Consider the following 22,724-nt stretch of genomic DNA (forward strand, 5'->3'; position numbering starts at 1 on the left):
TGCATCAGTTCTAATAATGTTCGACTATGCCCAATTCCCTAAACCTGAGATTTGTGCACCACCACGGGTGTTCCCACCGAAGCCCATTCAAATAGCCATTTAGCGTGATTGACAGCTACATTTGTGCAGCCGTGAGTAACGGGATTGCCAAACAAATTGTGCCAGTAAGCGCCGTGAATTGCCATGCCTCCGTCGTAATACATTGTATAGGGAACGTCGGGCACGTCGTAGTCATCCCCAGTCATTCTAGTAACGCGGTGCTTGGTTTGAACGGCAAAGGTTCCCGTGCGGGTGGGAGTCGATGATTTGCCGCTGGAAATAATCACCGCGTAAACAGGTGTATTTCCTTCCCAAGCTATTAACCTTTGTCTTGACAAATCTATTTCAATCCAGCGTTCGCTGGATTGCTGCAACAGCATAATTTTATTGGCAATTATGTTGTGCTGTTCGCTGGCAAATGCGGTCATTGAACCGCCGCAGAATGCAGCAAAAGTGAGGGCGCAGCCGGCACAGAAAGTTCCAGCGCGGCGGAAGTAAGTTGAGTTGATAATGCTGTTCATTTCTCACACCTCGTACTATTTTAGATTTTAGATTTTAGATTTTAGATTGGCTTGTCCTATTTTAGATTTTAGATTTGAAATGTTGGATTTGGAAACAGGGCTTAACAAGTTGTTAAGTTTTGGGAGAGAGTTTGGGCAATTTGGACGATCGCCCGCCAATCGCTATTTTCCACTAAGTGTTTAGGAAATAAGTCTCCGGCTAAACCAACGGCGATCGCCCCGGCGTCAATAAATACTTTCGCATTTTCCAGCGTCACCCCGCCAGTGGGAATTAAAGGAATGTTTCCCAGGGGGCCTTGCAGGCTTTTCAGGTAAGCCGCGCCTCCCAAAGCCGATATCGGAAACACTTTAACGCAGGTAGCGCCTGCTTGCCACGCGGTTACAATTTCCGTGGGAGAAAAAGCACCGGGGACGATCGGCACTCCGGCGTCAACGGCTGTTTTAATCATAGCTAAATCGGTGTGCGGAGTAAACAGAAATTGAGCGCCGCAGTCTATTGCTTGTTGCAACTCTTCTAAGTTTAATAAAGTACCGGTTCCAATACTAAAAGTAGGGAATTCGGAGCGGAGTTCGGCAATTAATTCAGCAGATTTGTGGGTATTCCAAGTAATTTCAATAAACTGGATTCCTCCTGCTGCTACCGATGATGCCATCTGCCGAGCGAGTTCTTTTTCGGAGGAACGGATGACTGCGATCGCCCGGTGTTTTTTTAGTAGTGTCAACCAAGATTGATGATTCATACAATTTTAGATTTTAGATTTTAGATTTTAGATTTGGGAAGGCTCCCAAATTGTAAACTCATATGATTGTGACTCGCATCTAATTTTAATACAGGTTGCTAACTTCGATATATGGCAATTTACAATATGTGCGGCGTTCAATTTTTAACGGACAATCTAGGCAACAAAACCGCTGCAATTGTTGACCTCAAAAATCACAGAGATTTTTGAGCTGACGTGCTGGCTGAATGCGGCGAACCGACAGATTTTCAGTTTTTATATCAATTCCTGTTGTATCGGAATGATGAAACCACAGAGGACACAGAGGATACAGAGAAAGGGAAGAGAGAGATGAATAATACGGATTTGATATTAGTTGAGTCTCAAGGCTAAAAAGTCGTGGTGCTGCTTGACTTCCAGTACCCAGACGATATCTGGGAGGATGTTGAGGACTGTGTGATTATTGAATCTAGAAAAGATGAACCAAGATTTCTCTGGGAAGAATTTAAGCGCTAGCTGCTGGAAAAAGGTATGCTGAATGTCTGATATCATGTCCGATCGATTGACCGTAATATCCCGGCCGGGCGGGTTTTTGAGATTGTCAATTATTGGCCGATATTATTGGTGAACCCGCCCCTACCTGATTTCGGGCGAAGCGACCGGACATAATATCATTCTTTAGATTTAATCTAAAATCCAAAATTTAAAATCTAAAATCGATCGATCGATCGCACTCATAAAAAAATCGGGGCGATTCCAGACAATCCCAGAATCACCCCCATTATCGATTTCAAACTTTAGATTTAATCTAAAATCCAAAATCCCAAATCCAAAATTGATTAGGCGATCGTCGCCATTTTCACATCGCTATTAGCTAACAAATTTTGCAATTCATCCGCATCCACAGTTTCCTTTTCAACTAGCATATCTGCCAAAGCATTAAGGACGTGGCGGTTGCCGACGAGTACATCTTTAGCGCGACGGTAAGCTTGTTCTACCAACAAACGCACTTCATCGTCGATCGTGGCTGCGGTTTCTTCAGAGAAATCGCGTTCGGCCATGATATCGCGACCCATGAACATATTGCCTTGTTGGCGACCGAGAGCTACAGGGCCTAGCCGATCGCTCATTCCGAAGCGAGTCACCATTTGCCGCGCTACTCTTGCCACTTGCTGCAAGTCGTTCGACGCGCCAGTGGTTACTTCTTCTTCGCCGAAGACAATTTCTTCAGCAATGCGGCCGCCCAAAGCTACCGCCATTTGATTTTGCAAGTAAGACCGAGAATACAAGCCAGAATCCATCCGATCTTCGCTGGGTGTGAACCAAGTCAAACCACCAGCGCGGCCGCGGGGGATAATGCTAATTTTCTGCACGGGGTCATAGTCGGGCATCAGCGCGCCGACTAAAGCGTGACCGGCTTCGTGGTAAGCTACCAAAGTTTTGCGCTTTTCGCTCATCACGCGGTCTTTCTTTTCTGGGCCGGCGAGCACGCGGTCGATCGCATCGTTGACTTCATCCATCGAGACTTCGGTCAAGTTGCGACGGGCGGCTAAAATTGCTGCTTCGTTGAGTAGGTTGGACAAATCCGCACCTGTGAAACCGGGTGTCCGGCGGGCGATTTTTTCCAAGTCCACGTCTTTGGACAAAGTTTTGCCGCGGGCGTGAACGTTGAGAATTTCTAGGCGACCTCCGAAGTCGGGGCGATCGACCACAACTTGGCGATCGAAGCGACCCGGACGCAGCAGCGCCGCATCGAGCACGTCGGGGCGGTTCGTAGCAGCAATCAAAATGATGCCAGTATTACCCTCAAAGCCGTCCATTTCTGTCAGCAACTGGTTCAGGGTTTGTTCCCGTTCGTCGTTACCACCGCCCAAACCAGCTCCCCGCTGGCGGCCTACGGCGTCAATTTCATCGATGAATACGATACAAGGAGCGTTCGATTTAGCTTGTTCAAACAAGTCGCGGACGCGGGAAGCACCGACACCCACGAACATTTCCACAAATTCTGAACCGGAAATCGAGAAGAAGGGAACGCCTGCTTCTCCAGCCACTGCTTTTGCGAGCAGGGTTTTGCCTGTTCCGGGAGGGCCCACTAGCAGCACGCCTTTAGGAATTTTTGCTCCGACTGCGGTGAAGCGGTCTGCATTTTTCAGGAAGTCCACGACTTCTGCGAGCTCTAGCTTGGCTTGTTCGATGCCAGCCACGTCGCCGAAAGTCACCTGAGTTTGCGGCTCCATTTGGACTCTAGCTTTGGATTTGCCGAAGTTCATGGCTTGGTTGCCGGGCCCGTTTTGGGCGCGCCGCACCAGGAAAAACAGTCCGACCAAAAGCAGAATTGGGAAGAACAGGCTGCTGAGGGCTTTTACCCAGAAGCCTTCGTCGCTTTGGGGCAGAACTGAAATATCTACGTTATTTTTGGTCAGGATGTTGATCAGTTCGGGGTCGTTGGGCAGGTTAACGAGTACCTTGTTGCCGTCCTGGGCTGTGACCAGGGCTTTGCTGCGATCGGAACTGATATTTATTTTGTCTACTCTCTTGCCTTCGACTTCCTGAATGAATTGACTGTACTTCCAAACTTCCCTACTTGGGGGCTGTTTGTCAAAAAATGCCGTTGCTAAGGCAATGACTACAATAGCCAGCAGTGCGTACAGGCCAGCGTTTCTCCAGCGTTTATTCACCGAGGTCGATCCTCCTAATTTTTAGTCCCTGTGATTTGGGATTTTTTATTTATGTTCATCAATCTTAACGTAATTGTAACTTGTTTTTGTGTGGTGAGGATTCCCGGCCATGCTGCGGCGGTCTCAGGTGAGGTCGTGGGAACGGAACAGCCCTGGGCGTCGTCAGGAGATGCGGGTGCTGCAATCACGAGTTACCTATACCATAAATAAAAAATTGTCAAGCCTTTAGTCGCAGTAATTTTTAGGGAGCTGATTCCTGATAAGATATCTGAGTCAGGGCTATATTGTTGTGGAATGTTCCTGTTTATTCACAAGCCATATGGTAAACCCTTGAGGAACCGTCCGAAGAGTTCAAGCGTCAGCATAAAAACAGTCTAGCCGATCGCACTGCAATCACTTAGGACTATTATAAACTTAGTTAAGTCTCATAAATATTCGGCATTCCAACACAGGCAGTTACTTGAATAAATTTGTAAGTTTAAATAATTAAAATGAAATGCAATATTTGTGATTTTCCAACCAACACCTTTGCTGCTGCTAGGGTACTAAAAAAATATAACGTCGAGTATTTTCAATGCTCAAATTGCGGCTTTGTTCAAACGGAAGAACCCTACTGGCTTGAGGAGGCTTATTCAGAAGCCATAGCTAGCAGCGACGTGGGAATGTTATCGAGAAGCACGATGTTCTCAAACGCCGCCAATAATATTATTTTTAATTTGTTCGATCACAGCGCTAAATTTTTAGACTACGGGGGCGGATACGGTGTATTTGTTCGGATGATGAGAGATTTAGGATTTGATTTTTATTGGCACGACAAATATTGTAAAAATATATTCTCTCAAGGATTTGAGGCAGACGAAAACAGCAGCTACAGCTACGAATTAGTGACAGCTTTTGAAGTATTTGAGCATTTTGTTAAGCCGCTGGAGGAGATCCAAAAAATCTTCAAATTTTCCCGCAATATTTTATTCAGTACCAAACTGCTGCCAGCCAACAATCCCAAGCCCAGCGAATGGTGGTACTATGCGCTAGATGAAGGTCAGCACATTTCTATTTATACCAGCAAGGCACTCTCGATAATTGCCGAAAAATTTAATTTAAACTTTTACTCTAACGGCGATTCTTTGCATATTTTTTCAGACAAGAAAATTCAGCCTCAACTTTTTCATAGCTTATCATCTTACAAAGAGCCGGAATTGAAAAAACCCTCATTACTCCAACAGGATTACGAGGAAGCCCTGAGAAAAATCGCAGACAGAGAGAACCGCAAATCAATGATAACTCCCGCAGCCATGCCTCCTACTAAAACAAGTAGAAAAATTGTGATAGACGGCGTATTTTTTCAGCTCAACAGCACGGGCATTGGTCGCGTCTGGAAATCGCTGCTAGAAAACTGGGCAGAAAATGGTTTTGCCAAACAAATTATAGTTCTTGACAGAGCGGGAACCGCCCCCAAAATTCCCGGCATTCAGTACCGGAATGTAGCTCGCTACGACTACAGCCAAACCGATGCTGACCGCCAAATGCTCCAACAAATCTGCGATGAAGAAAAAGCCGATTTATTTATTTCTACTTATTATACAACGCCTTTGTCAACGCGATCGGTCTTCATGGCTTATGACATGATCCCAGAGTTGATGGGGCAAAATATTGGTCATTCCGAGTGGAGAGAAAAGCATTGCGGTATCCGCCACGCCTCGGCCTACATCACCATTTCCGAAAATACAGCCCGCGATTTAGTAAAGGTTTTTCCGCAGATTTCTTCAAATTCGGTCGCTGTAGCGCACTGTGGCATTGATGCCAATTTTTCGCCATCCGATAGAGAAGAAATTTCAGGCTTTAAGTCAAAATACAGCATTACCAAGCCCTATTTTCTTTTGGTAGGCGAAAGGGTAGGCTGGCATGGTTACAAGAACGGAATATTATTCTTCAAAGCCTTTTCTCAACTTGCCAACAAGTTTGACTTTGATATAGTCTGTGCAGGTGGCAAACCTGCATTAGAACCAGAGTTGAAATTGTACTGTTCTGGGAATACTGTCCACACGCTGCAACTAAGCGACAGCGAACTGAGAGCTGCTTATTCTGGTGCTTCAGTGTTAGTTTATCCGTCGAAATATGAAGGCTTTGGGTTGCCAGTCCTTGAGGCAATGGCTTGCGGTTGTCCAGTCATCACCTGTCCAAACGGTTCGATTCCTGAAGTAGCAGGAAAAGCAGCGGTTTATGTAAATGGAGATGATGTTATTGGGCTTGTCAATGCTTTGCGGGAAATACAGAATCCCGGTGTCCGCAACTCATTAATTGCGGCGGGTTTAGAGCAAGCTAAGAAGTTTTCCTGGTCGAAAATGGCTGCAATTGTTAGTTCAGCTTTGGTTCAAGTAGCCGATCGCGCACATTCGGAGAATGCTTCCGTTCAACAGCAAACTGATGCAGCTTTGCAGAGGGAATTCGGGAATGGTGAGAACTCCCAGCCTGTCCCGTCCGCTTTTAAAGTATCTGCGATCGTTTCTACTTACAATTCCGAAAAATTTATCCGCGGCTGCTTGCAGGACTTGGTAGAGCAAACGCTGTACAAACAAGGCCAACTCGAAATCATAGTAATTGACAGCGGTTCCCAAGAAAACGAACAGTCTGTTGTGCGGGAATTTCAAGCGAAATATCCGAATATTGTGTACGATCGCACTTCTGACCGCGAAACATTATATGCAGCCTGGAATCGAGGCATTAAGATGTCGCGCGGAGCTTACATAACTAATGCTAACACCGATGACAGACACCGCCCCGATGCCCTAGAATTCATGGCGAAATACTTGGATGAAAATTCCCCAGTAAGTCTGGTTTATGCTGACCAATTAATCACCAACACAGCGAACGATACTTTTGCAAAAACCCAAGCAGAAAAGCGTTGGAATTGGCCAGCCTTTGACTACAGCGAACTCGAACGGCGCTGCATTATTGGTTCCCAACCGATGTGGAGAAAATCGCTGCACGAAAAATACGGCTATTTCCGAACCGAATTTACGGCTGCTGGCGATTACGAATTTTGGCTGCGGATTGGCAAAAGCGAAAATATTGTCCACTTGCCCGAAATTCTCGGTTTGTACTATAAAAATCAACAAGGTTTGGAACATGGATCGCAATTATCCCAGCAAGAAGCTTACCAAATATGGGATGAATACGGCATCCGCCAACGAGGGATCCTACATATTTCTTCGGTTCCTGTCTCGGTTTTTGCCTCGGAACTGAATGCGTTACCTTATCGCACACCCCCACAGCCACTTATCAGCGTAATTATCCCGTGCTACAATCACGCGAAATATGTCAGAGAAGCTGTTGAAAGTGTTGTCAGTCAGACTTATCAAAACTGGGAGTGCATAATTGTCAATGACGGCAGCACGGATGATACCAGCAACTTCGCAAATTATTTAATTCAACTGTATCCTCAAACATCGATTCGCCTCATAGATAAACCCAACACGGGGCCCGCTGATTCGAGAAATGTTGGCGTTCAGCAGTCGTCAGGAAAGTTTATTTTATTCCTAGATGCTGACGATCGAATTCATCCGAATTTTCTAGAGGAGTGCTTGGAAATTTTATTAGCAAAACCGCAGGTGGGTTTTGTCTATACAGATATGCAGCACTTCGGAGCCAACTGTGATTTAGTTATCCACGGTGATTTCGATCCCAATAGGTTTTTGAGAGACAATCAAGCTCCCGTTAGTTCTTTATTTAGAAAGGGAATTTTCGAGGAAGTAGGCGGGTTAAAAAAAGTGATGAAGCTGGGATGTGAAGACTGGGAATTTTGGGTGTCGGCCTATGAAAAAGGCTGGTTAGGGTATCGATTACCTAAGCCTTATCTCTATTATAGGCAGCACGGTGACGGCTCTAGCCGAACCCAAAAAATGGCTAGCGTTCGCGCAAAATTATACTTAATGAGAGCCCTCATTATTCACCTGCACTCTCAACTTTACCAACCCGAAGAAGTCCGTTGGTCAGAGGAAATTTTGCAGCAACATAGCTACTTAATAGCTGATGAATTAGTTCCCGAAAACAAAATAGCGCAACTTTTAAATTCGCTATCTCAATACTTGGGAGAGTATCAAAAAGACCAGTCTAACCCAGTAAGCCTCGCTAACATCAGCCAATGTCGTACGCAACTTACCAATTATTGGCTGAATCTGCCCCCCGCTCAACTGGTAAATGCCTATGCTGGCGATGCAGGTAAGGCACATCAGATACTCCTGAAGAGCGACATTAAAGATGAACCGCTAACCCACGCAGAACAGAGTTTTGTTAATGAAGTAGCTGCAAATATTGCCAAAGGATTTAATGAGCCAAAAGCCATCAATTACCTGCTAGCAGCGATGCTTTACCGACGTGCAGATCAATTGCAGATTAAGTACGAGCGCGCTCAAATTCCCAACTGGTTTGCCAATGACTATCTCAAATTTATGTTTGGCAGTCCCAACCTGTTTCAAACAGTTGGAGAAGCAGACAACTACTATGAATTTATGCAAAGATGGGTGAATTACATTCATAGCAATATATTCACCAATCCCGATTCGCAACTTTGGCAAAATATTGCCTTATTTTTCTCGCAAGTTGCGAACTTTATCCCGGTGTATTTTGCCACGGCAAACCTGCGCGATATTTACACCAAACGGGCGGAAATTATTGAGTTTTCGCTAAAAAATCGCGGCAGTTCAATTGATTGTATCTTCCCGGCGCGATCGCCAAATCGGACAAAAATCCGCCTCGGCATCATCAACGACCATTTCACGCCCCAAACCGAAACCTTCGCTACCATCCCGGTTTTCGAGCATTTAAACCGCAACCAGTTCGAGATATACCTGTACGCGCTCAACACCAGCGGCCACCAATTAGAACAATACTGTCAAAGTCGCGCCGACAAACTGGTTGCACTCCCGAAAGACTTTGCATCGCAAGTCAAAACAATCCGCGCCGACGACTTAGATATCCTGTTTTTCGGTACGAATTTAACAGCTATTAACAAACCGCTGACTTCACTAGCAATCCACCGTTTAGCGCGGGTACAAACTACATCTTTCTGTTCCCCGACAACCACGGGAATCCGGCACATGGATTACTACATCGCAGGTCAATTTACCGCGCCAGATGCTAGTTATCAAGAACAATATCGCGAACAGTTGGCTGTTCTCGAAGGCAGCGGTTTTTGTTTCAAATACGCAACAGAATCCGAAGTTGCTACAGTTAAACCTACGCGCCAAAGTCTGGGAATTTCAGACAATACAACCGTTTTTATCTCCGGCGCCAACTTCTACAAAATTCTGCCGGAGTTGAGAGAGAGTTGGGTAAAAATTCTAGCTGCTGTACCCGATTCAATCTTGATTTTATATCCCTTCGGGCCGGCTTGGACTCGCACCTATCCGGCGACACCTTTTGTCAACAATCTGAACGCTGCCTGCGCTAAATACGGCGTCAATAACAACCGCTTGCGGTTCGTAAAACAACTGCCAAGCCGCGCGGATGTGAAAGAATTTTTGCAGCTAGCAGATGTTTATCTCGATTCCTATCCTTATGCTGGGGCAACATCGTTAATTGATCCTTTGCAAGTAGGATTGCCGGCGGTGGTTGTGGAAGGAAATGCTTTGCGCTTCCGCCAAGGTTCGGCGATGCTGCGGGAACTGCAAATGCCTGATTTAATTGCCAATAGCGAAGCATCTTACATTCAGCTAGCCGTTACCCTCGGCACTAACCCGCAATTGCGGCAGCAAAAACGGCAGGAAATTCAGCAAAAAATGCAAGCTAATCCGGCTTGTTTTGACAGTGTTGCATACTCTGGGGCGATCGGCAAATTATTCCAAGAACTCTTTGGCAACTGGCAAACCAGCCACCTGGAAGCATCGCGCAACTTACAGGATAGCATTCCCAAGCAGCCAGCTTTGGACGAGATTCTCTCGAACACCGTCAACCTTTATCAGAGAAACTCCTCAAACATCTCAGCAATATCCGAATTGCGTCAAATCCGCAAACAAATCGCTGATTTTTGGCTGAACCTTCCCACCGAAAACCTCGAAGCAGCCTACAAAAGCGCTTCAGGTAAGAGCTATCAAATCCTGCTCAAGAGCGATTTTCAACGTCAAGCGATGATCGAAAGCGAGCAAATATTTTTGCAGCAATTAACCCAGATTAGCAAAGGATTAGTGCATCCCAAAGCTGTCAATGCCTTGCTTGCCGCGATGCTGTATTTCCCGCCGGGAACCATGCGAATTCCCGACGCTCGCAACCGTTTGCCGCACTGGTTAATTGGGGATTACGAACAAGTTTTTGAGATGGAAGCCACCGTCAAGTCTGAGTCCACTTCTGACTTGCTCGCTCAATATATTCAATCCCCGCAATTTGCGAATCAACTGTTAGGATGCGTCAATCTTTACCGCATCGATCCGTCTGACGAATCGGTTGTTTTGGAACTCCGCCAAATCAGAAAACAAATGGCAGATTTTTGGCTGACTGTTCCTTCAGAGAAACTCGAAACTTTTTACCGAGGAGAAGTTCGCAAGGGATATCAAGCAATACTCGGATGTGGCTTGCAAGCAGAAGCAATGACTGAAGCAGAACAAAAATTTTTGCAGCAATTGACCGAAATTAGCAAAGGGTTGGTGCAGCCTCAAGCTATCAATGCTCTGCTGGGGGCGATGCTGTATTTTGTACCCGGTAAAATGCGGGTTCCCGATGCTCGCACCCGCTTGCCCCAGTGGTTGGTTGAAGATTACGAAAAGGTGTTTGAAAGCGCATTTACGACAACAGAACCAACACTTGTCAAACAAGATTATCTGCCGCAGTTTCTCAATCAATTAACTGCTGCGGTCAATTTTTATGAAATCGATCCGACGGCTGAATTGGCAATAGCAGATTTGCGGGAGATTCGCAAGCAAATTGCAGATTTGTGGCTGAGCGTTTCCGGGGAACAACTGGAACTTTTGTACCGGAGCGATTTTGGCAAGGGTTACAAAGCAATGTTGGGCAGCGGGTTTATTAACGAGCCGCTGCATGAGAGCGATCGCGAGTTTTTTAACTCGTTGGTTGTTGAGTTGAGTAAAGGGTTTGGAGCGCCTAAAGCTGTGAATAATTTGTTGGCGGCGATGCTGTATTGTCGCCCTGGACAGTTGCAGGTTCAGGATGCGAATACTTGTTTGCCTCCGTGGTTGTTGGCGGATTACGAGCAGTTGGTTGGGGGTGCGGTGAAGGTGGCTGTGAACTAAACGAAGGCGGAGTAGGCGATATCTGTAGGGAAACGGCACTGCCCATTAGTGTCAACTTAAGCTTTTAGTCCGCCAGTTCTCCCGCTCACCCGGCAGTCCGCCAGGGAATGAATTCCCTGTCTAATAGCGAAAGTCCTCTGAAAGAGGACTGAGAAGAAGAATTCTTAACTCATTAGTCCTCTTTGAGAGGACTTTCGCTTTGAGGCAGGGGTTTCAACCCTTGCCGGACTATGGGTTTTACCTTAAGTTGACACCCCTTGGGCACGGCGCCGTGTCCGTAAGAGGAGACGGCAGTGCCGTTTCCCTACTGGAATACGCTTGATTGTTAAGGGCAAAAGAAATGCTTCAATTATATAGAAACGGTGAAAATGGAGAAATAATTCGGGGTAAAGGGTTGTCGGCCTTTATACACAACGGCGACTACTACCAAACCATCATCCGAGTTTTTGAAGACGGTATGATCGATTGTTGGGAATGGGTTAACTTTGAGGAATTCAAAACCAAAGTTGCCGAGGGATGGGTTGTTACCCAAGTTCCCAAGGGTGCGAGGATAAGCTGTCACCATCTCTACTACGGAAATTCGACTTTAGAGTTTTATTATATAGAGATTGATGAGTTTGTAAAAGAAGTAGAAGATACCATCGCTCAGCTTCAGGGAAAGCAAACAGTTGCAGATACTTGTGTTCAAGCCTTTGCTAAATTCCTAACATTCCCAACAAAAGAAAATAAAAGTAGCTTGCGAGAAGCTTACAATGCTATTCCAAAACATCTGAGAATTTATGTTCTTGGCGATATGGATTGTAAAGATTCCGCTATCATAACCTGTGTCAAAGATACAGAAGTTTCCCAGGAAATACTAAAAAGCGTCTATAGGCGCTATGAATATATCTGGAAAAGGTTAAATTAAGCCAATATCTGAATCCTCAGTATTGTCCCAAACTGTATCTAGTGATGTTTGACTGGCTTGAAGCCAAAACTCAGCTTCTTCATCAGGTAAAACTGTTACTAATACTTTTGCCCCTTCGGGTAACTCTGATAACTCCAGCAGTTCTATTTTCCCTTGTCGAACAGTAGCCCAAAGTGTTTTCAGCATATCCACCTCATAAACTGTGCTTTATCCAATCTGCAGATTTCTGGTACATTGTCGCACTGAGCGACTAATTACAACCTCACATACATAGATCGAGGAAGTATTTAAGCCTGATTTAGGATCAATTTAACACAAGTTCTGGCTGCTGAGTCTCAAACAAAGGGCGAGTTACCTGACGCACTAGCACTGTTTCTAAACTGCCTTCTACTACATTTGCTGCTTCTATTTCTAACTCGCCCCACAATAGCCGATCGCCTTGATTGGGCATTTTACCTAAATTGTGGATTACGAATCCGGCGATTGTTTGGTAAGCTTGGTTAGTTGGCAGGTTTAACCCTAGTTTTTCGTTAACTGCTGTCACTTCCCATAGGCCAGAAATGAGTGCCGAATGAGCATCTTTTTGAACGAAAGTTGCCTGGGAAGATGACACCAGCGGTTGAGACTCTTTACTGGTAATCCAACCAGTCAGCAGCCACACGGTACCGTTGAGAATTACTAGCAGCGGCCACAGTAATTTTGAGCAGAGTTCGAGGGCCGGCATCAGCAGCAAAGCGGTACGTTCTGGGGCGTGGGTTGCTAATACTTTGGGGATTAGTTCTCCTAAGACTATTTCTACGTAAGTTACTAAGATAAAAGCTACGGGAACTGCGATCGAATGAGCAGTCAGCACGGCAGAAAAATGACCGATCGGCAATTTGTCGATCCACGGTTCAATCCAGTGTACAGTCGCTCCCTCACCCAACCAACCCAACAGCAAACTCCCTGCTGTTGTGCCAGTTTGAGTCACAGACAGGTAATGCGGTATGTTGTTTTGAGCTTGGTGGACGAGTTGGGCGGTTTTGGCGGTTGGGCGATCGTGCAAGTGGGCGAGTTGGCGGATTTGATGGCGATCGGCTGATACTAATGCTAGTTCTGACGCCACAAAAAAGGCGATTAAAAGTGTTAAGCCCACCAACATTGCTAAACTCAGCATTGTTTGGGCTACTTCTATTTCCAGGCAAGTAAGGTTGTTCAAGATAGATATCTAATATGATAGATGTTTTATGTTCATGCTTTTATTTTAGCTTGGGACTCAGATAGGTTTATCCCCCGACATTTCGGATATCCCCACTACCCATATTCCTAGGTGTGCATTGCACACCTTACCCGTAGAACTTGTGAACTCTTTCTCTTCTCTTCCTTCGCGCCCTTGGCGTCTTCGGGGTTCGTTTTAACTGAGATATTGCACCATTCTCAATTACTTTTTTAGGAACAGGCTTTTCGGCCTGTTCCACAAGAAAATTCATCTCTTGTGGAACAGGCTTTTCGGCCTGTTCTTGACAATGGTGCAAGATGCGAGTAAAAAAAAAGAATCTAATTCACAACACCGGAACTCATTGCAGTATCAACTCTCCCTTACTCCCCGGAGCGAGTTAATTTCCGTAAAAGTCTGCACCGGATCGGACTTCAACCCGCCTTGAATGTAATTCAACTTCACTTCTTCTAACAAATCCGACAGCAGCGACTGCAATTCCGCGAGAGTTTTCTCATCTTGCAATTCCCGCCGTAAACTTTGATTAAATTCTTGGCTGAAATTATCGAGAATTTTTCTACCTTTATCGTCTTCATAAGTAGTAGCTACCACATCCACCGCAGTTTGAGCTAAATAATTTGCTAGCTGTTCAGTCATCTCCGTCGGCAAAATATTAATCGGAGAGAAAGTTTGCAGGATTTGATAGAAATCAGACTGTTTGATTGTTGTTTCCAAATTGTGGTGCAGCAATTCTTCTAAATCCGGTTGCACCTGTGGCAAAACTTTGTAAATTGTCAGATCCAAAATCCGTTTGGTAATTTGTTCGATCGTATTTTCCTGATTGACGTGAAGGTACGGCTGCTGCGCCAGCAACATCTGCGCCACGTCGCCCTGTTTGATCGAACTTTTAGCTTGATTGATAAACCGCACCATCATGTATTCCGACATCGTATTGGCTAAATAAGCCACCGGTTCATAGGTAACTTGAGCAACTACGTGATCGAGATTCACCAAACCAGACTTGTGCAGCCGCACCAATACTGGCAGAATCCGCCACCCCTGCCAAATCGGCATCACCAGAAACACCTCGTACCAGCGCCTCAGCACAAAATCAAACCAAGTTACCCCCGGTTTACGGCGGGTGTGGAACAAACTTTTAATCAAAAATTCCGCCCCAAAAAAACCAATAAAAAACGTATCTATTCGCCAAAACTGGTCAGCACTTTTCAAATATTCGGGATTTAGCAAACTCGAATCAATGCCTTTAATCGGGTCATAAATTTTAACTAAACCCGGAAAATAGCTCTGATAAATAGGGCGCAACTGAAGGTAACTGAAATGAAAAAGCACCAGCAAAAAATTGACCACCCCTACTAATGCGCTAATTTTTGCCCAAGAAATTGCTTTTTTGGACAGTTTTACCTCGGTGTTGTTAACAGTTGTGTGGGAATCTGACATAAAAATAATCTTCCGAATTTGCTAATCGATAAATCTATCTTGTGGCTGAGGCTAAAAAACTCTTAACCTAGTATAATTCTTTATACTCTAAGTATAAGGAAACCAAATGCCGTGAAATTAAAAACAGTCATATCCCTGCTCAAAGAAACTTTTACTCAATGGCAAGAAGATAGAGCGCCAACCCTAGCAGCCGCCCTAGCCTATCACACAGTCTTCTCCCTGGCCCCGCTGCTAATTATCGTAATTGCGATCGCCGGTTTAGTCTTTGGTGCAGACGCAGCCCAAGGTCAAATCGTCGGTCAACTCCAAAGTTTAATCGGCAAAGATGGCGCCGAAACCATCCAAGAACTCATCCTCAAAGCCTCCGAACCAAAGTCGGGAATGATTGCTACTTTACTCGGTATCGCTACACTTTTGTGGGGGGCTTCCAATGTGTTTACTAATCTCAAAGAAGCCCTCAATACTATTTGGAATGTTTCACCGCCTCCCGGACGCGGGATCTGGGGATTTCTGCAAGACCGCGTATTGTCTTTTGCAATGATTTTAGGCATAGGCTTTCTACTGCTAGTATCTTTAGTCCTGAGCGCCGTTTTAGCGGCCGTCAGCTTTTGGTTGAACGGCTTGCTGCACTTACCAGTGGGTATTTGGCAGATTGTGGACTTTGCTCTCTCCTTTGGCGTAGTTACGCTGCTTTTTGCTTTAATTTACAAAGTTTTGCCCGATGTCCATCTTGCCTGGAATGATGTTTGGATCGGCGCCGCCATCACCTCAATGCTGTTTACGATCGGCAAATCCTTAATTGGAGTTTACCTAGGAGGTAGCGGTATTGCCTCTACCTACGGTGCTGCTGGCTCGTTCGTGATTATCTTACTTTGGATCAATTATTCAGCTCAGATTCTCTTCTTAGGTGCTGAGTTTACTCAAGTTTGGGCTAACCGCTACGGTTCCCTGATGCTGGCAAAACGCAAAAATTTGCTCAGCATTCAAGCTGAGGAATCCTCCGGGTCCAAACACCGACAGAATTCTTAATATTAGATACAAAAAATGCGATCGCTCACTTTTGAGTCAGCCGAATGCCAGCACCTTGAAACCTATGTCAGTTGGGACGGCGAGACCTGTGGAATCACTAAATTTTAGACTCAACCCATCGCCAAATCTGCCCGTGAACTTGACCGGGCGAACACTTAGTAGTATCACTGGATATGGTTGAAACCAGTTTATCTTGATCCCTGTCGCTCCCCTTCGGTGATGACCGAAAAATTTGAAGTTTGCGATCGCCCCGAAAGAGATTTTTTTCCTTGCCAGTCCCCAATTTCAAAGGTGAAACCAATCTCAAGTCCACAAACTGGGATATTTCAACCTGAACTGATATCAGGAGGTACTTTTGTACGCATCAAAACATCTGGGAAGCCACCTGCTCCCTATGTCAGACATGGAGCTAATTCGCCTGTGGGTAAACCGCAAATCCCCCCGCAACCGGCGCTTTAGCTGGCAGGCGGCCAACCATTTTCGAGTGTTTGTCGCAAAACCGCTGGCACAAGTTACTCTGACTGATGTCGAGACTTTCGCAGCAGCGATGAGAGCTCGGAAACTTCCACCGCGTTTCTACCAGCAAACCTTGCTAGCGCTGAAATCGCTGTTCGCCTTCGGCCAGCAAACGAAAATTTTGCCCGCAACACTCCCCCTTCACCGGTGGCCGGTTCTGCGCCGGAATCGGTCTAAACGCCTTCGTTTTCAACTCTCTTGGGGTTTCTTAATCTGTTTGTGCTTTTTCTTAGGTAGAATGACGCCGAGACTGTGGGGACAATCGGTCTCGGCAGGAAGCTCGCCCGCCCCGAAACGGCTGCCGGAAGTTGCGACGATCGACTCACCAGACAAACGAGAGAATAACATCGATCGCGATCGATCGCCCGAAACTCCAACCCAGAATTCACCAGAGCCCAGACTCGATAGCAGACTCGATAACATCAGCCCCGAACGTCGAGTCAAAGCCTTTCTCGACACCATCGCAGCCGCCGAAGGAACCGCTAGCCCCGACGGCTACCGCACCCAGTACACCGGCACGAAATTTGTCAGCTTTCAAGATCATCCCAGAGAAATGAGGTGCGGCCGTCGCTACGGCAAAAAACTCTGTTCCGACGCAGCGGGGCGATATCAGTTTCTGAGCACCACTTGGGACAGATTTGCCAAAAAATTTGGCGTCCGCGATTTCAGCCCAGAAAATCAAGATTGGATGGCTATAGAGTTAATCCGAGAAAAAGGTGCATTAGAAGATATAGAAGCGGGTCGATTGGAGCCAGCAGTCAGAAAACTCGCTTACATCTGGCCTTCTTTTCGCCGTTATGGTGGTTCTGTAGAATCGTCGATGCCCAAACTCGAAGCAATGTACCTGCAAAATTTGGGAATTTACCGGCAAGGATTGGTGGTTAGCAATTAGTCAAAAGTTCAAGGACGAGTTTAGATTCGAGTTTGGGAATTTTGGATTAAATTTTGACATCCAAAATTGAAAATGGGGTAGTTATGGGTGATGTCTATTCCGGTTGTATCGAAATGATTAAACCACAGAGGGCACAGAGGACACAGAGAAAGAGAAGAGAGAGATAATAATTCCGATGTCAACGGATTAGATAGGATGTCTATTCTTCGGAAATTTAAAAATTAGGCTAATTTTCCATCTTCCATGTGAAGGATGCGATCGGCAATATCCAAAATTCGGTTATCGTGGGTTACTAACAAAATAGTACAACCCTGTTCTTTGGCTAGTTGCTGCATCAAATTCACCACTTCGCGACCGGATTTGCTGTCCAGGGCGGCTGTTGGTTCGTCAGCTAAAACAATTTGCGGTTGACTGACCAAAGCGCGGGCGATCGCAACTCTTTGTTTTTGTCCTCCAGACAAATCATCTGGATAATAGTTAATCCGCTGTTCCAGTCCTACTAACTCTAGCATTTTTGCAGAGCGATCACGCATTTGGGAACGCGACAAATTCCCGTGAACTTCCAAACCCATCTGCACGTTTTGTAGCGCTGTCAAACTGCGATGCAAGTTGTGCGCCTGAAAAATATAGCCAATTTTGCGTCGCGCCTTTACCAATTGGTCTGAACTCGCATGGCACATTTCTTGACCGATTATTTTGAGACTTCCCGATTGACCGGATCTCAGTCCGCCAATCAAAGTTAAAAGCGTAGTTTTTCCAGAACCAGAAGGCCCCGTCATCAGCACGATTTCACCTGCATTAATGTCGAGATTAATGTCAAAAAGTACCTGTTTTCGCAGTTGACCTTGACCGAAGTAGTGGTCGAGTTGGTGCGCGGAAATTATAGGTGAAGGAATCTGTAAGGCGTTGGTTGTCGGGTCGAGAGTAGTAGAATTCATAACTTCTTGGTTTGAGGTTTGAGATTGAATGATTCATCGCTTACATCGCCTAAATAGCCGAGTAAAAAGAAGAAAATAAGTTGACAAAAAATATGTTGGCACTCAGGAATTTCTACCAAATTTAGCTTTAATACCCCTTTATTTTTTAGTCTGCGGAGGCGGACTTCATTTGTGTAGGAAAGGTTTCAATCACCGAGTATGATAAAGTGTTTTATAACCCGGATTTAGTGTCCTTCAGACTCACTTATATCATGTCCGGTCGAGCGACCTCGATTTTTGTAGGGGCGGGTTCACCAACAATACCGGCCAATAATTGACCATCTCAAAAACCCGCTCCGACCGGAATATTATGGTTAATCGTGAGGACATGATATTCTTCATTTTCCCTTAAAACATATCTGCTGGATCGGCTGATTGCAGCTTGCGAGTGGCAATTGCTCCCGAAATAGTACACATAATCACGTTCAAAAGTAATACTATAAATGCTCTAAGCAGCGTCATATAAAGGGGTAAGTTTGTAGCTTTGCGAGTTAAAGAATAAAGTCCGAAAGAAACTCCTACTCCTGGCAAAAAACCGAGGACAGAAAGAATTAGAGCTTGTTCAAAAACGATGCCCAGTAAATAAACATTGCGGTAGCCCATCGCTTTGAAAGTAGCGTATTCTCCCATGTGGTCGCTGACATCGGTTGAGAGAACTTGATAAACAATAATTACTCCTACTACAAAACCCATCGCGACGCCTAAATTAAACACAAAGCCGATCGCAGTATTCTTAGCCCAATAGTTTTTCTCAAAATCGATAAATTCTTGTTTTGTTAATACCTTGACATCCGGCGGCAAATATGCTTTTAAAACTTGTTGAACTTCCACGGGGTCAGCACCCGGTTGCAGTTGAATTAATCCGGCATTAACACTCGCGGCGTTTTGTCTCGCAAACAGGCGCAGGTAATTTTGATCGCTAGTCATCAAAATACCGTCGGCGGCAAAAGATGCTCCAACTGTGAATAAACCGCTGACGTTAATCGTGCGCCGCTCTACCTCAGCTTTAACAGCTTTTCCTCGATCGATTTGCGCGATCGTCCCTTGGTAATCTCCCCTAGAAGCTCGATCGAACAACACGGTATCCGGCAATTTAATCGCGTTCAAATTTTGGTTAACTTCGGGAAGCGCAAACGCAGGGCGATTCGGATTGAAACCCACCACCATCAGCGACGTTTCGCGCCGAGTTTCGGGATTTTTCCAGTTAGCAATTTTCACGTAAAGCGGTTCGGCTGATTTCACGCCCGGTACGTTCATTGCTTGATACAATCGGCGCCTGGGGAAGGAAGACAAATTAATCAAATTTCGCGCTTGGGGGTGAATCAAAACTAAGTCTGTTTGCAAGCTTTGGTGCAGCCGCGTATTGCTGGTGTAAAGCGCATTTTGAAAGCCCAACTGCATGAACATCAAAACGTCAGCAAAGGCAATTCCTGCTACTGCAACGAGCATTCGCCCTTTGTCGTGACTCAGTTGCAGCCATCCGAGGGAAGTTCTGCGTCTTAATTGTTCTAAGGGTTTGATTAGTGCAATCATAGGATTTTAGATTTTAGATTTTGGATTTTGGATTAAAGACAGCAACCTGATGTTGGAACAATTCTTAATCTTTAATAATTAAGTCAGAATGATTCATCTCTCTATTCTCTTCCTCTGTGTCCTCAGCGCTCTCTGTGGTTAAAAAATTCTTAATCCTTAATTTCCCCGATCGCCACCTTGACTTGCAAATTGGTTAATCCCGCTACTTTCTGGCTGGAAGCTTCATCTAAGCGCACTTTTACTTCCACAATTCGACTATCAATATTCGCAGAAGGATCGGTGTTAACAATGTTTTGCCGCTGCACTTGCAAACCAATATGTTCGACAGTTCCCCGCAATTCGCCGGTCAAAGCATCGCTAGTAATTTTGGCGGTTTGTCCGAGGCGTACTTTGTCCACATCGCTTTCGTAGATTTCCGCAACAGCCAGCATCTCGCGAGTTTGTCCGAGTTCGACAATGCCGTCGTTTCCCACTTTTTCCCCCGGATGCGTATGAATTTTCAGGACTTGGGCGTCTCTGGGAGCACGGATGTAAGCTAGATCCAGATTGGCTTTGGCTTGTTTGGCTGCTGAAGCGGCGGCACTGACTTCGGCGGCGGCGGCTGCTATGTCAACGGGACGCACTTCGGCGATGCGATCGAGATTTGCCACGGCTTCATTAATCTGCTGTTGTCGAGATTGCTCAACTTGGCTGAGTTTGGCTTGGGCTTCGTTAATTTGCTGTTGGCGAGATTGTTGAATTTGATTTAATTTGGCTTGGGCTTCGTTAATTTGCTGTTGGCGGGATTCCTGAATTTGATTTAGTTTTGCCTTTCCTTCGTTGAGTTGCTGTTGAGTTGTTTCGGCGGCGAGGCTTTTGCTGTCGCTAGTTGAGGCGGAAATTGCTCCCTGTTTATACAGTTGGGAGTAGCGCCGATCCTCGCTTTGGGCGTTGCGGAGTTCGGCTTGTAGACGGGCAATTGCGGCTTTTTGGGTTTGAATTTCCCCTTGCTGTTCGGCCCTGATGCGAGCAATTGTGGCTTGTTGCGCTGCGATTTCGGTGCTGCGATCGACTTCTAGGCGGCTGACGATCGCCTGTTGCGCTGCGATCTCGTTGCTGCGATCGGCAGATAAACGGCTAATAGTCGCTTTCTGGGCTTGAATTTCGCCGTTTTTGGCTCCAGCTTTGACTTTTGCTAGATTTGCCTCAGCGACGCGCACTTGTTCTTGAGCTTGGTCGAGGGCGGCTTGCAGGCGATCGCGACTATCCAAAATTGCGATCGCTTGGCCTGTTTTCACCCTGTCTCCCTCTTTGACCAAAAGTCGATCGATCCGGTTTCCTTCCGCGGCACCGGAGGCGGAGACTTTAATTACTTCTCCTCTGGGTTCGAGTCGCCCCAAGGCTGTAACTGTGGTTAATTGGGATGCTGTGACGGCTGCTGCTGCGGCTACTGCGTTCGGATCGGGTATGCGCGATCGCCAGATCGTGTAGCCTGTGGTTCCCGCTGCCCCCAGGGTTGCTACTGCTGCCACAACTAGGAGTTTTTTAACTAGGGATGGATTTGAGGATAAGCCGTCCGCTGTTGGTTGGTGTACCATGACATACCTCTTTGTGAGAAAATAAAACTAAACGGTTTAGTTACGATGTCTCCTAATACTAAACCGTTCAGTATAATAATGTCAAGCTCCCAAATAAAAATTACAGAAGCAAGGTATGGCAAGGACAAAACCGATCGAACCAGACGCAGCAGGAGGTGACAAAACCGAGCAAATCCTGCAAGGTGCGATGCAAGAATTTTTAGCCCACGGCTACGCGGGCACGAGTATGGACAAGGTAGCGAAGACGGGGGGAGTGTCCAAAGCCACGGTTTACAGCTATTTTCAAGATAAAGAGGGATTGTTTGCGGCTTTGGTACAGCGGCTGGCGCGAGAAAAAGTCCATTTTACAGTTCTGGATGAAGAACCTGCCGTAGCGCTGCGATTCGCTGCCACAACTATATTGGATCAGGCGACCCAGGAACCAGAATATCTCAATTTTGTGAGGTTAGTGATTGCGGAGTCAGGGCGTTTTCCCCAGCTCGCGCAGACTTTTGTGAGAAACTTAGGTAAACCGGGTATCGAGCGGCTAGCGGAATATTTGGCATCGCATCCAGAGTTAAAATTGCCCGATCCGGAGGCAACGGCGCGAATTTTTATCGGATCTTTGGTATATTTTCAGTTAATGCAGCATATGATGCACGGTAAAGAGATTATCCCAATGGAGCGCGATCGACTGATCGATGGTCTGCTGCACTTGATTTTAGGGCCGGAGTCCAATTCCTAAGTGCGACAAAATCTAGGATTTTTTTTCGAGAATCATTTAAATGCCATAAAGAGCGAGATCCCTTTATGGCTGCGATCGCAGGTTTTAGTCAGGTGTTTTTCCTAACCTTTCCCTCAATTCCTCCGCCGATAACTGCGGCAGTTGTTCTACAAACAATGTCAATTCTGCCACAGGCAATGCCAATAAATTAGTAACTGCTGCAGGCAGAAGATCGCCCAATTCAGGCGATCGTATTTGCAAGACACTTTCAGCCAACAATTTCACTGCTGATTCCCGCCCAGATTCATCGACTGTTAACATCGATATTGCCAGCAACAGCACTGTAAATTCCGCCGCCGCCAACTTGGATATTGGAGATAGAAAAAGTGCCATTTTTGGACTTAATTCTCCAAATCTAACTCGCAGAAAGTTTTCTAAGGATCGTCGATTAAATAACTTCGTAGGTTGGGTTGAGGAACGAAACCCAACCTACAAAAAATGCAAGTTATTTAATTCTCATTCCTAATATTAAGCGCTGTTGTTCTTGTCGGCCTTGTTCTAGTCCTTGTTCTAGTCCTTGTTCTAGTCCTTGTTCTCTAGCTTGTTGCTGTGCTGCTTGTATTTGTTGTTGAAAAAGTGGTGCAATGGCCATAATTAACTCCCGCTCTTCTGGCTCTAATACTTGTGGCGCATCGGTTACTAAAATAATTGGGTTTAAAGCCCCGTCCTTGTAGGACGG

General features: G+C 45.8%; 17 protein-coding genes. 5 read left to right on the top strand and 12 right to left on the bottom strand.

The genetic code is table 11. The features are described from left to right. Positions 1 to 38: 38 nt before the first annotated feature. From QT973_RS15665 to ftsH3, 4 genes are all read right to left on the bottom strand, one after another. Entirely contained in the window at positions 39 to 560 is a 522-nt protein-coding gene (locus QT973_RS15665; RefSeq protein ID WP_333055415.1) for a L,D-transpeptidase, read from the bottom strand. Between the two features lie 101 nt (positions 561 to 661). Continuing rightward, entirely contained in the window at positions 662 to 1,300 is a 639-nt protein-coding gene (locus QT973_RS15670) for a bifunctional 4-hydroxy-2-oxoglutarate aldolase/2-dehydro-3-deoxy-phosphogluconate aldolase (RefSeq protein WP_333232878.1), read from the bottom strand. A 351-nt stretch (positions 1,301 to 1,651) separates the two neighbouring features. Continuing rightward, positions 1,652 to 1,831: a hypothetical protein gene (locus QT973_RS15675; protein WP_333055413.1), complete on the bottom strand. Its 180-nt coding sequence runs from the start codon at positions 1,829 to 1,831 to the stop codon at positions 1,652 to 1,654. Positions 1,832 to 2,118: 287 nt separating this feature from the next. Continuing rightward, the gene (ftsH3, locus tag QT973_RS15680) at positions 2,119 to 3,957 is read right to left on the bottom strand and encodes an ATP-dependent zinc metalloprotease FtsH3 (protein WP_006633639.1); all 1,839 of its coding nucleotides are present in this window, start codon (positions 3,955 to 3,957) and stop codon (positions 2,119 to 2,121) included. Positions 3,958 to 4,448: 491 nt separating this feature from the next. On the opposite strand from ftsH3, the gene QT973_RS15685 reads away from it, so the two are divergent. Then, complete coding sequence (locus tag QT973_RS15685; RefSeq protein WP_333391663.1) at positions 4,449 to 11,198, top strand: glycosyltransferase; 6,750 nt, start codon at positions 4,449 to 4,451, stop codon at positions 11,196 to 11,198. Between the two features lie 340 nt (positions 11,199 to 11,538). Continuing rightward, positions 11,539 to 12,105 (top strand): DUF7638 domain-containing protein, encoded by a 567-nt coding sequence (locus tag QT973_RS15690; RefSeq protein ID WP_333055411.1) that lies wholly within the window; start codon positions 11,539 to 11,541, stop codon positions 12,103 to 12,105. Here QT973_RS15690 and QT973_RS15695 read toward each other — a convergent pair. The 3 genes from QT973_RS15695 to QT973_RS15705 all read right to left on the bottom strand — a co-directional run bounded on the left by QT973_RS15695 (position 12,097) and on the right by QT973_RS15705 (position 14,758). After that, positions 12,097 to 12,291, bottom strand: a complete 195-nt coding sequence (locus tag QT973_RS15695; RefSeq protein WP_333055410.1) for a hypothetical protein — start codon at positions 12,289 to 12,291, stop codon at positions 12,097 to 12,099. The two genes, QT973_RS15690 and QT973_RS15695, sit on opposite strands and share 9 nt — an antisense overlap. 118 nt (positions 12,292 to 12,409) lie before the next feature. Continuing rightward, positions 12,410 to 13,303 carry a CNNM domain-containing protein gene (locus QT973_RS15700; protein WP_333055409.1) on the bottom strand — a complete coding sequence of 298 codons (894 nt, stop codon included), beginning with the start codon at positions 13,301 to 13,303 and terminating at the stop codon, positions 12,410 to 12,412. Between the two features lie 369 nt (positions 13,304 to 13,672). Then, the gene (locus QT973_RS15705; RefSeq protein ID WP_333391665.1) at positions 13,673 to 14,758 is read right to left on the bottom strand and encodes a hypothetical protein; all 1,086 of its coding nucleotides are present in this window, start codon (positions 14,756 to 14,758) and stop codon (positions 13,673 to 13,675) included. Positions 14,759 to 14,869: 111 nt separating this feature from the next. Here QT973_RS15705 and QT973_RS15710 point away from each other — a divergent pair, with 111 nt between their 5' ends. Next, positions 14,870 to 15,787: a YihY/virulence factor BrkB family protein gene (locus tag QT973_RS15710; protein WP_333055407.1), complete on the top strand. Its 918-nt coding sequence runs from the start codon at positions 14,870 to 14,872 to the stop codon at positions 15,785 to 15,787. A 394-nt stretch (positions 15,788 to 16,181) separates the two neighbouring features. Then, positions 16,182 to 17,195 carry a glycoside hydrolase family 104 protein gene (locus tag QT973_RS15715; protein ID WP_333209052.1) on the top strand — a complete coding sequence of 338 codons (1,014 nt, stop codon included), beginning with the start codon at positions 16,182 to 16,184 and terminating at the stop codon, positions 17,193 to 17,195. Between the two features lie 221 nt (positions 17,196 to 17,416). On the opposite strand, the gene QT973_RS15720 is transcribed toward QT973_RS15715, so the two are convergent. The 3 genes from QT973_RS15720 to QT973_RS15730 form a co-directional block, all read right to left on the bottom strand. Then, on the bottom strand, positions 17,417 to 18,133 hold the full coding sequence (locus QT973_RS15720; RefSeq protein ID WP_333391667.1) for a DevA family ABC transporter ATP-binding protein: 717 nt from the start codon (positions 18,131 to 18,133) through the stop codon (positions 17,417 to 17,419). Positions 18,134 to 18,520: 387 nt separating this feature from the next. Continuing rightward, positions 18,521 to 19,705, bottom strand: a complete 1,185-nt coding sequence (gene devC, locus QT973_RS15725; protein WP_333261300.1) for an ABC transporter permease DevC — start codon at positions 19,703 to 19,705, stop codon at positions 18,521 to 18,523. 149 nt (positions 19,706 to 19,854) lie between these two features. Next, positions 19,855 to 21,282: an HlyD family efflux transporter periplasmic adaptor subunit gene (locus QT973_RS15730; protein WP_333374336.1), complete on the bottom strand. Its 1,428-nt coding sequence runs from the start codon at positions 21,280 to 21,282 to the stop codon at positions 19,855 to 19,857. Between the two features lie 115 nt (positions 21,283 to 21,397). On the opposite strand from QT973_RS15730, the gene QT973_RS15735 reads away from it, so the two are divergent. Continuing rightward, positions 21,398 to 22,006, top strand: a complete 609-nt coding sequence (locus tag QT973_RS15735; protein ID WP_333055402.1) for a TetR/AcrR family transcriptional regulator — start codon at positions 21,398 to 21,400, stop codon at positions 22,004 to 22,006. 84 nt (positions 22,007 to 22,090) lie between these two features. Here the strand turns inward: QT973_RS15735 and QT973_RS15740 are convergent, their stop codons facing one another. Both QT973_RS15740 and QT973_RS15745 read right to left on the bottom strand, forming a co-directional pair. Then, the gene (locus QT973_RS15740) at positions 22,091 to 22,378 is read right to left on the bottom strand and encodes a hypothetical protein (protein WP_333055401.1); all 288 of its coding nucleotides are present in this window, start codon (positions 22,376 to 22,378) and stop codon (positions 22,091 to 22,093) included. Between the two features lie 112 nt (positions 22,379 to 22,490). Further along, a complete protein-coding gene (locus QT973_RS15745; RefSeq protein WP_333055399.1) occupies positions 22,491 to 22,637 on the bottom strand; it encodes a hypothetical protein in 147 nt (48 codons plus the stop codon). Positions 22,638 to 22,724 lie beyond the last annotated feature (87 nt).

This window comes from Microcoleus sp. Z1_A1 (genome assembly GCF_036700305.1).
In the GTDB taxonomy this organism is placed as follows: Bacteria; Cyanobacteriota; Cyanobacteriia; order Cyanobacteriales; family Microcoleaceae; genus Microcoleus.

Bases quoted from the DNA above. Each gene is read 5' to 3' on its own strand.
- QT973_RS15665 (WP_333055415.1), bottom strand. From the start codon at position 560: ATGAACAGCATTATCAACTCAACTTACTTCCGCCGCGCTGGAACTTTC.
- QT973_RS15670 (WP_333232878.1), bottom strand. From the start codon at position 1,300: ATGAATCATCAATCTTGGTTGACACTACTAAAAAAACACCGGGCGATC.
- QT973_RS15675 (WP_333055413.1), bottom strand. From the start codon at position 1,831: ATGATATCAGACATTCAGCATACCTTTTTCCAGCAGCTAGCGCTTAAA.
- QT973_RS15685 (WP_333391663.1), top strand. From the start codon at position 4,449: ATGAAATGCAATATTTGTGATTTTCCAACCAACACCTTTGCTGCTGCT.
- QT973_RS15690 (WP_333055411.1), top strand. From the start codon at position 11,539: ATGCTTCAATTATATAGAAACGGTGAAAATGGAGAAATAATTCGGGGT.
- QT973_RS15695 (WP_333055410.1), bottom strand. From the start codon at position 12,291: ATGCTGAAAACACTTTGGGCTACTGTTCGACAAGGGAAAATAGAACTG.
- QT973_RS15705 (WP_333391665.1), bottom strand. From the start codon at position 14,758: ATGTCAGATTCCCACACAACTGTTAACAACACCGAGGTAAAACTGTCC.
- QT973_RS15715 (WP_333209052.1), top strand. From the start codon at position 16,182: ATGTCAGACATGGAGCTAATTCGCCTGTGGGTAAACCGCAAATCCCCC.
- QT973_RS15720 (WP_333391667.1), bottom strand. From the start codon at position 18,133: ATGAATTCTACTACTCTCGACCCGACAACCAACGCCTTACAGATTCCT.
- devC (WP_333261300.1), bottom strand. From the start codon at position 19,705: ATGATTGCACTAATCAAACCCTTAGAACAATTAAGACGCAGAACTTCC.
- QT973_RS15730 (WP_333374336.1), bottom strand. From the start codon at position 21,282: ATGGTACACCAACCAACAGCGGACGGCTTATCCTCAAATCCATCCCTA.
- QT973_RS15735 (WP_333055402.1), top strand. From the start codon at position 21,398: ATGGCAAGGACAAAACCGATCGAACCAGACGCAGCAGGAGGTGACAAA.
- QT973_RS15740 (WP_333055401.1), bottom strand. From the start codon at position 22,378: ATGGCACTTTTTCTATCTCCAATATCCAAGTTGGCGGCGGCGGAATTT.
- QT973_RS15745 (WP_333055399.1), bottom strand. From the start codon at position 22,637: ATGGCCATTGCACCACTTTTTCAACAACAAATACAAGCAGCACAGCAA.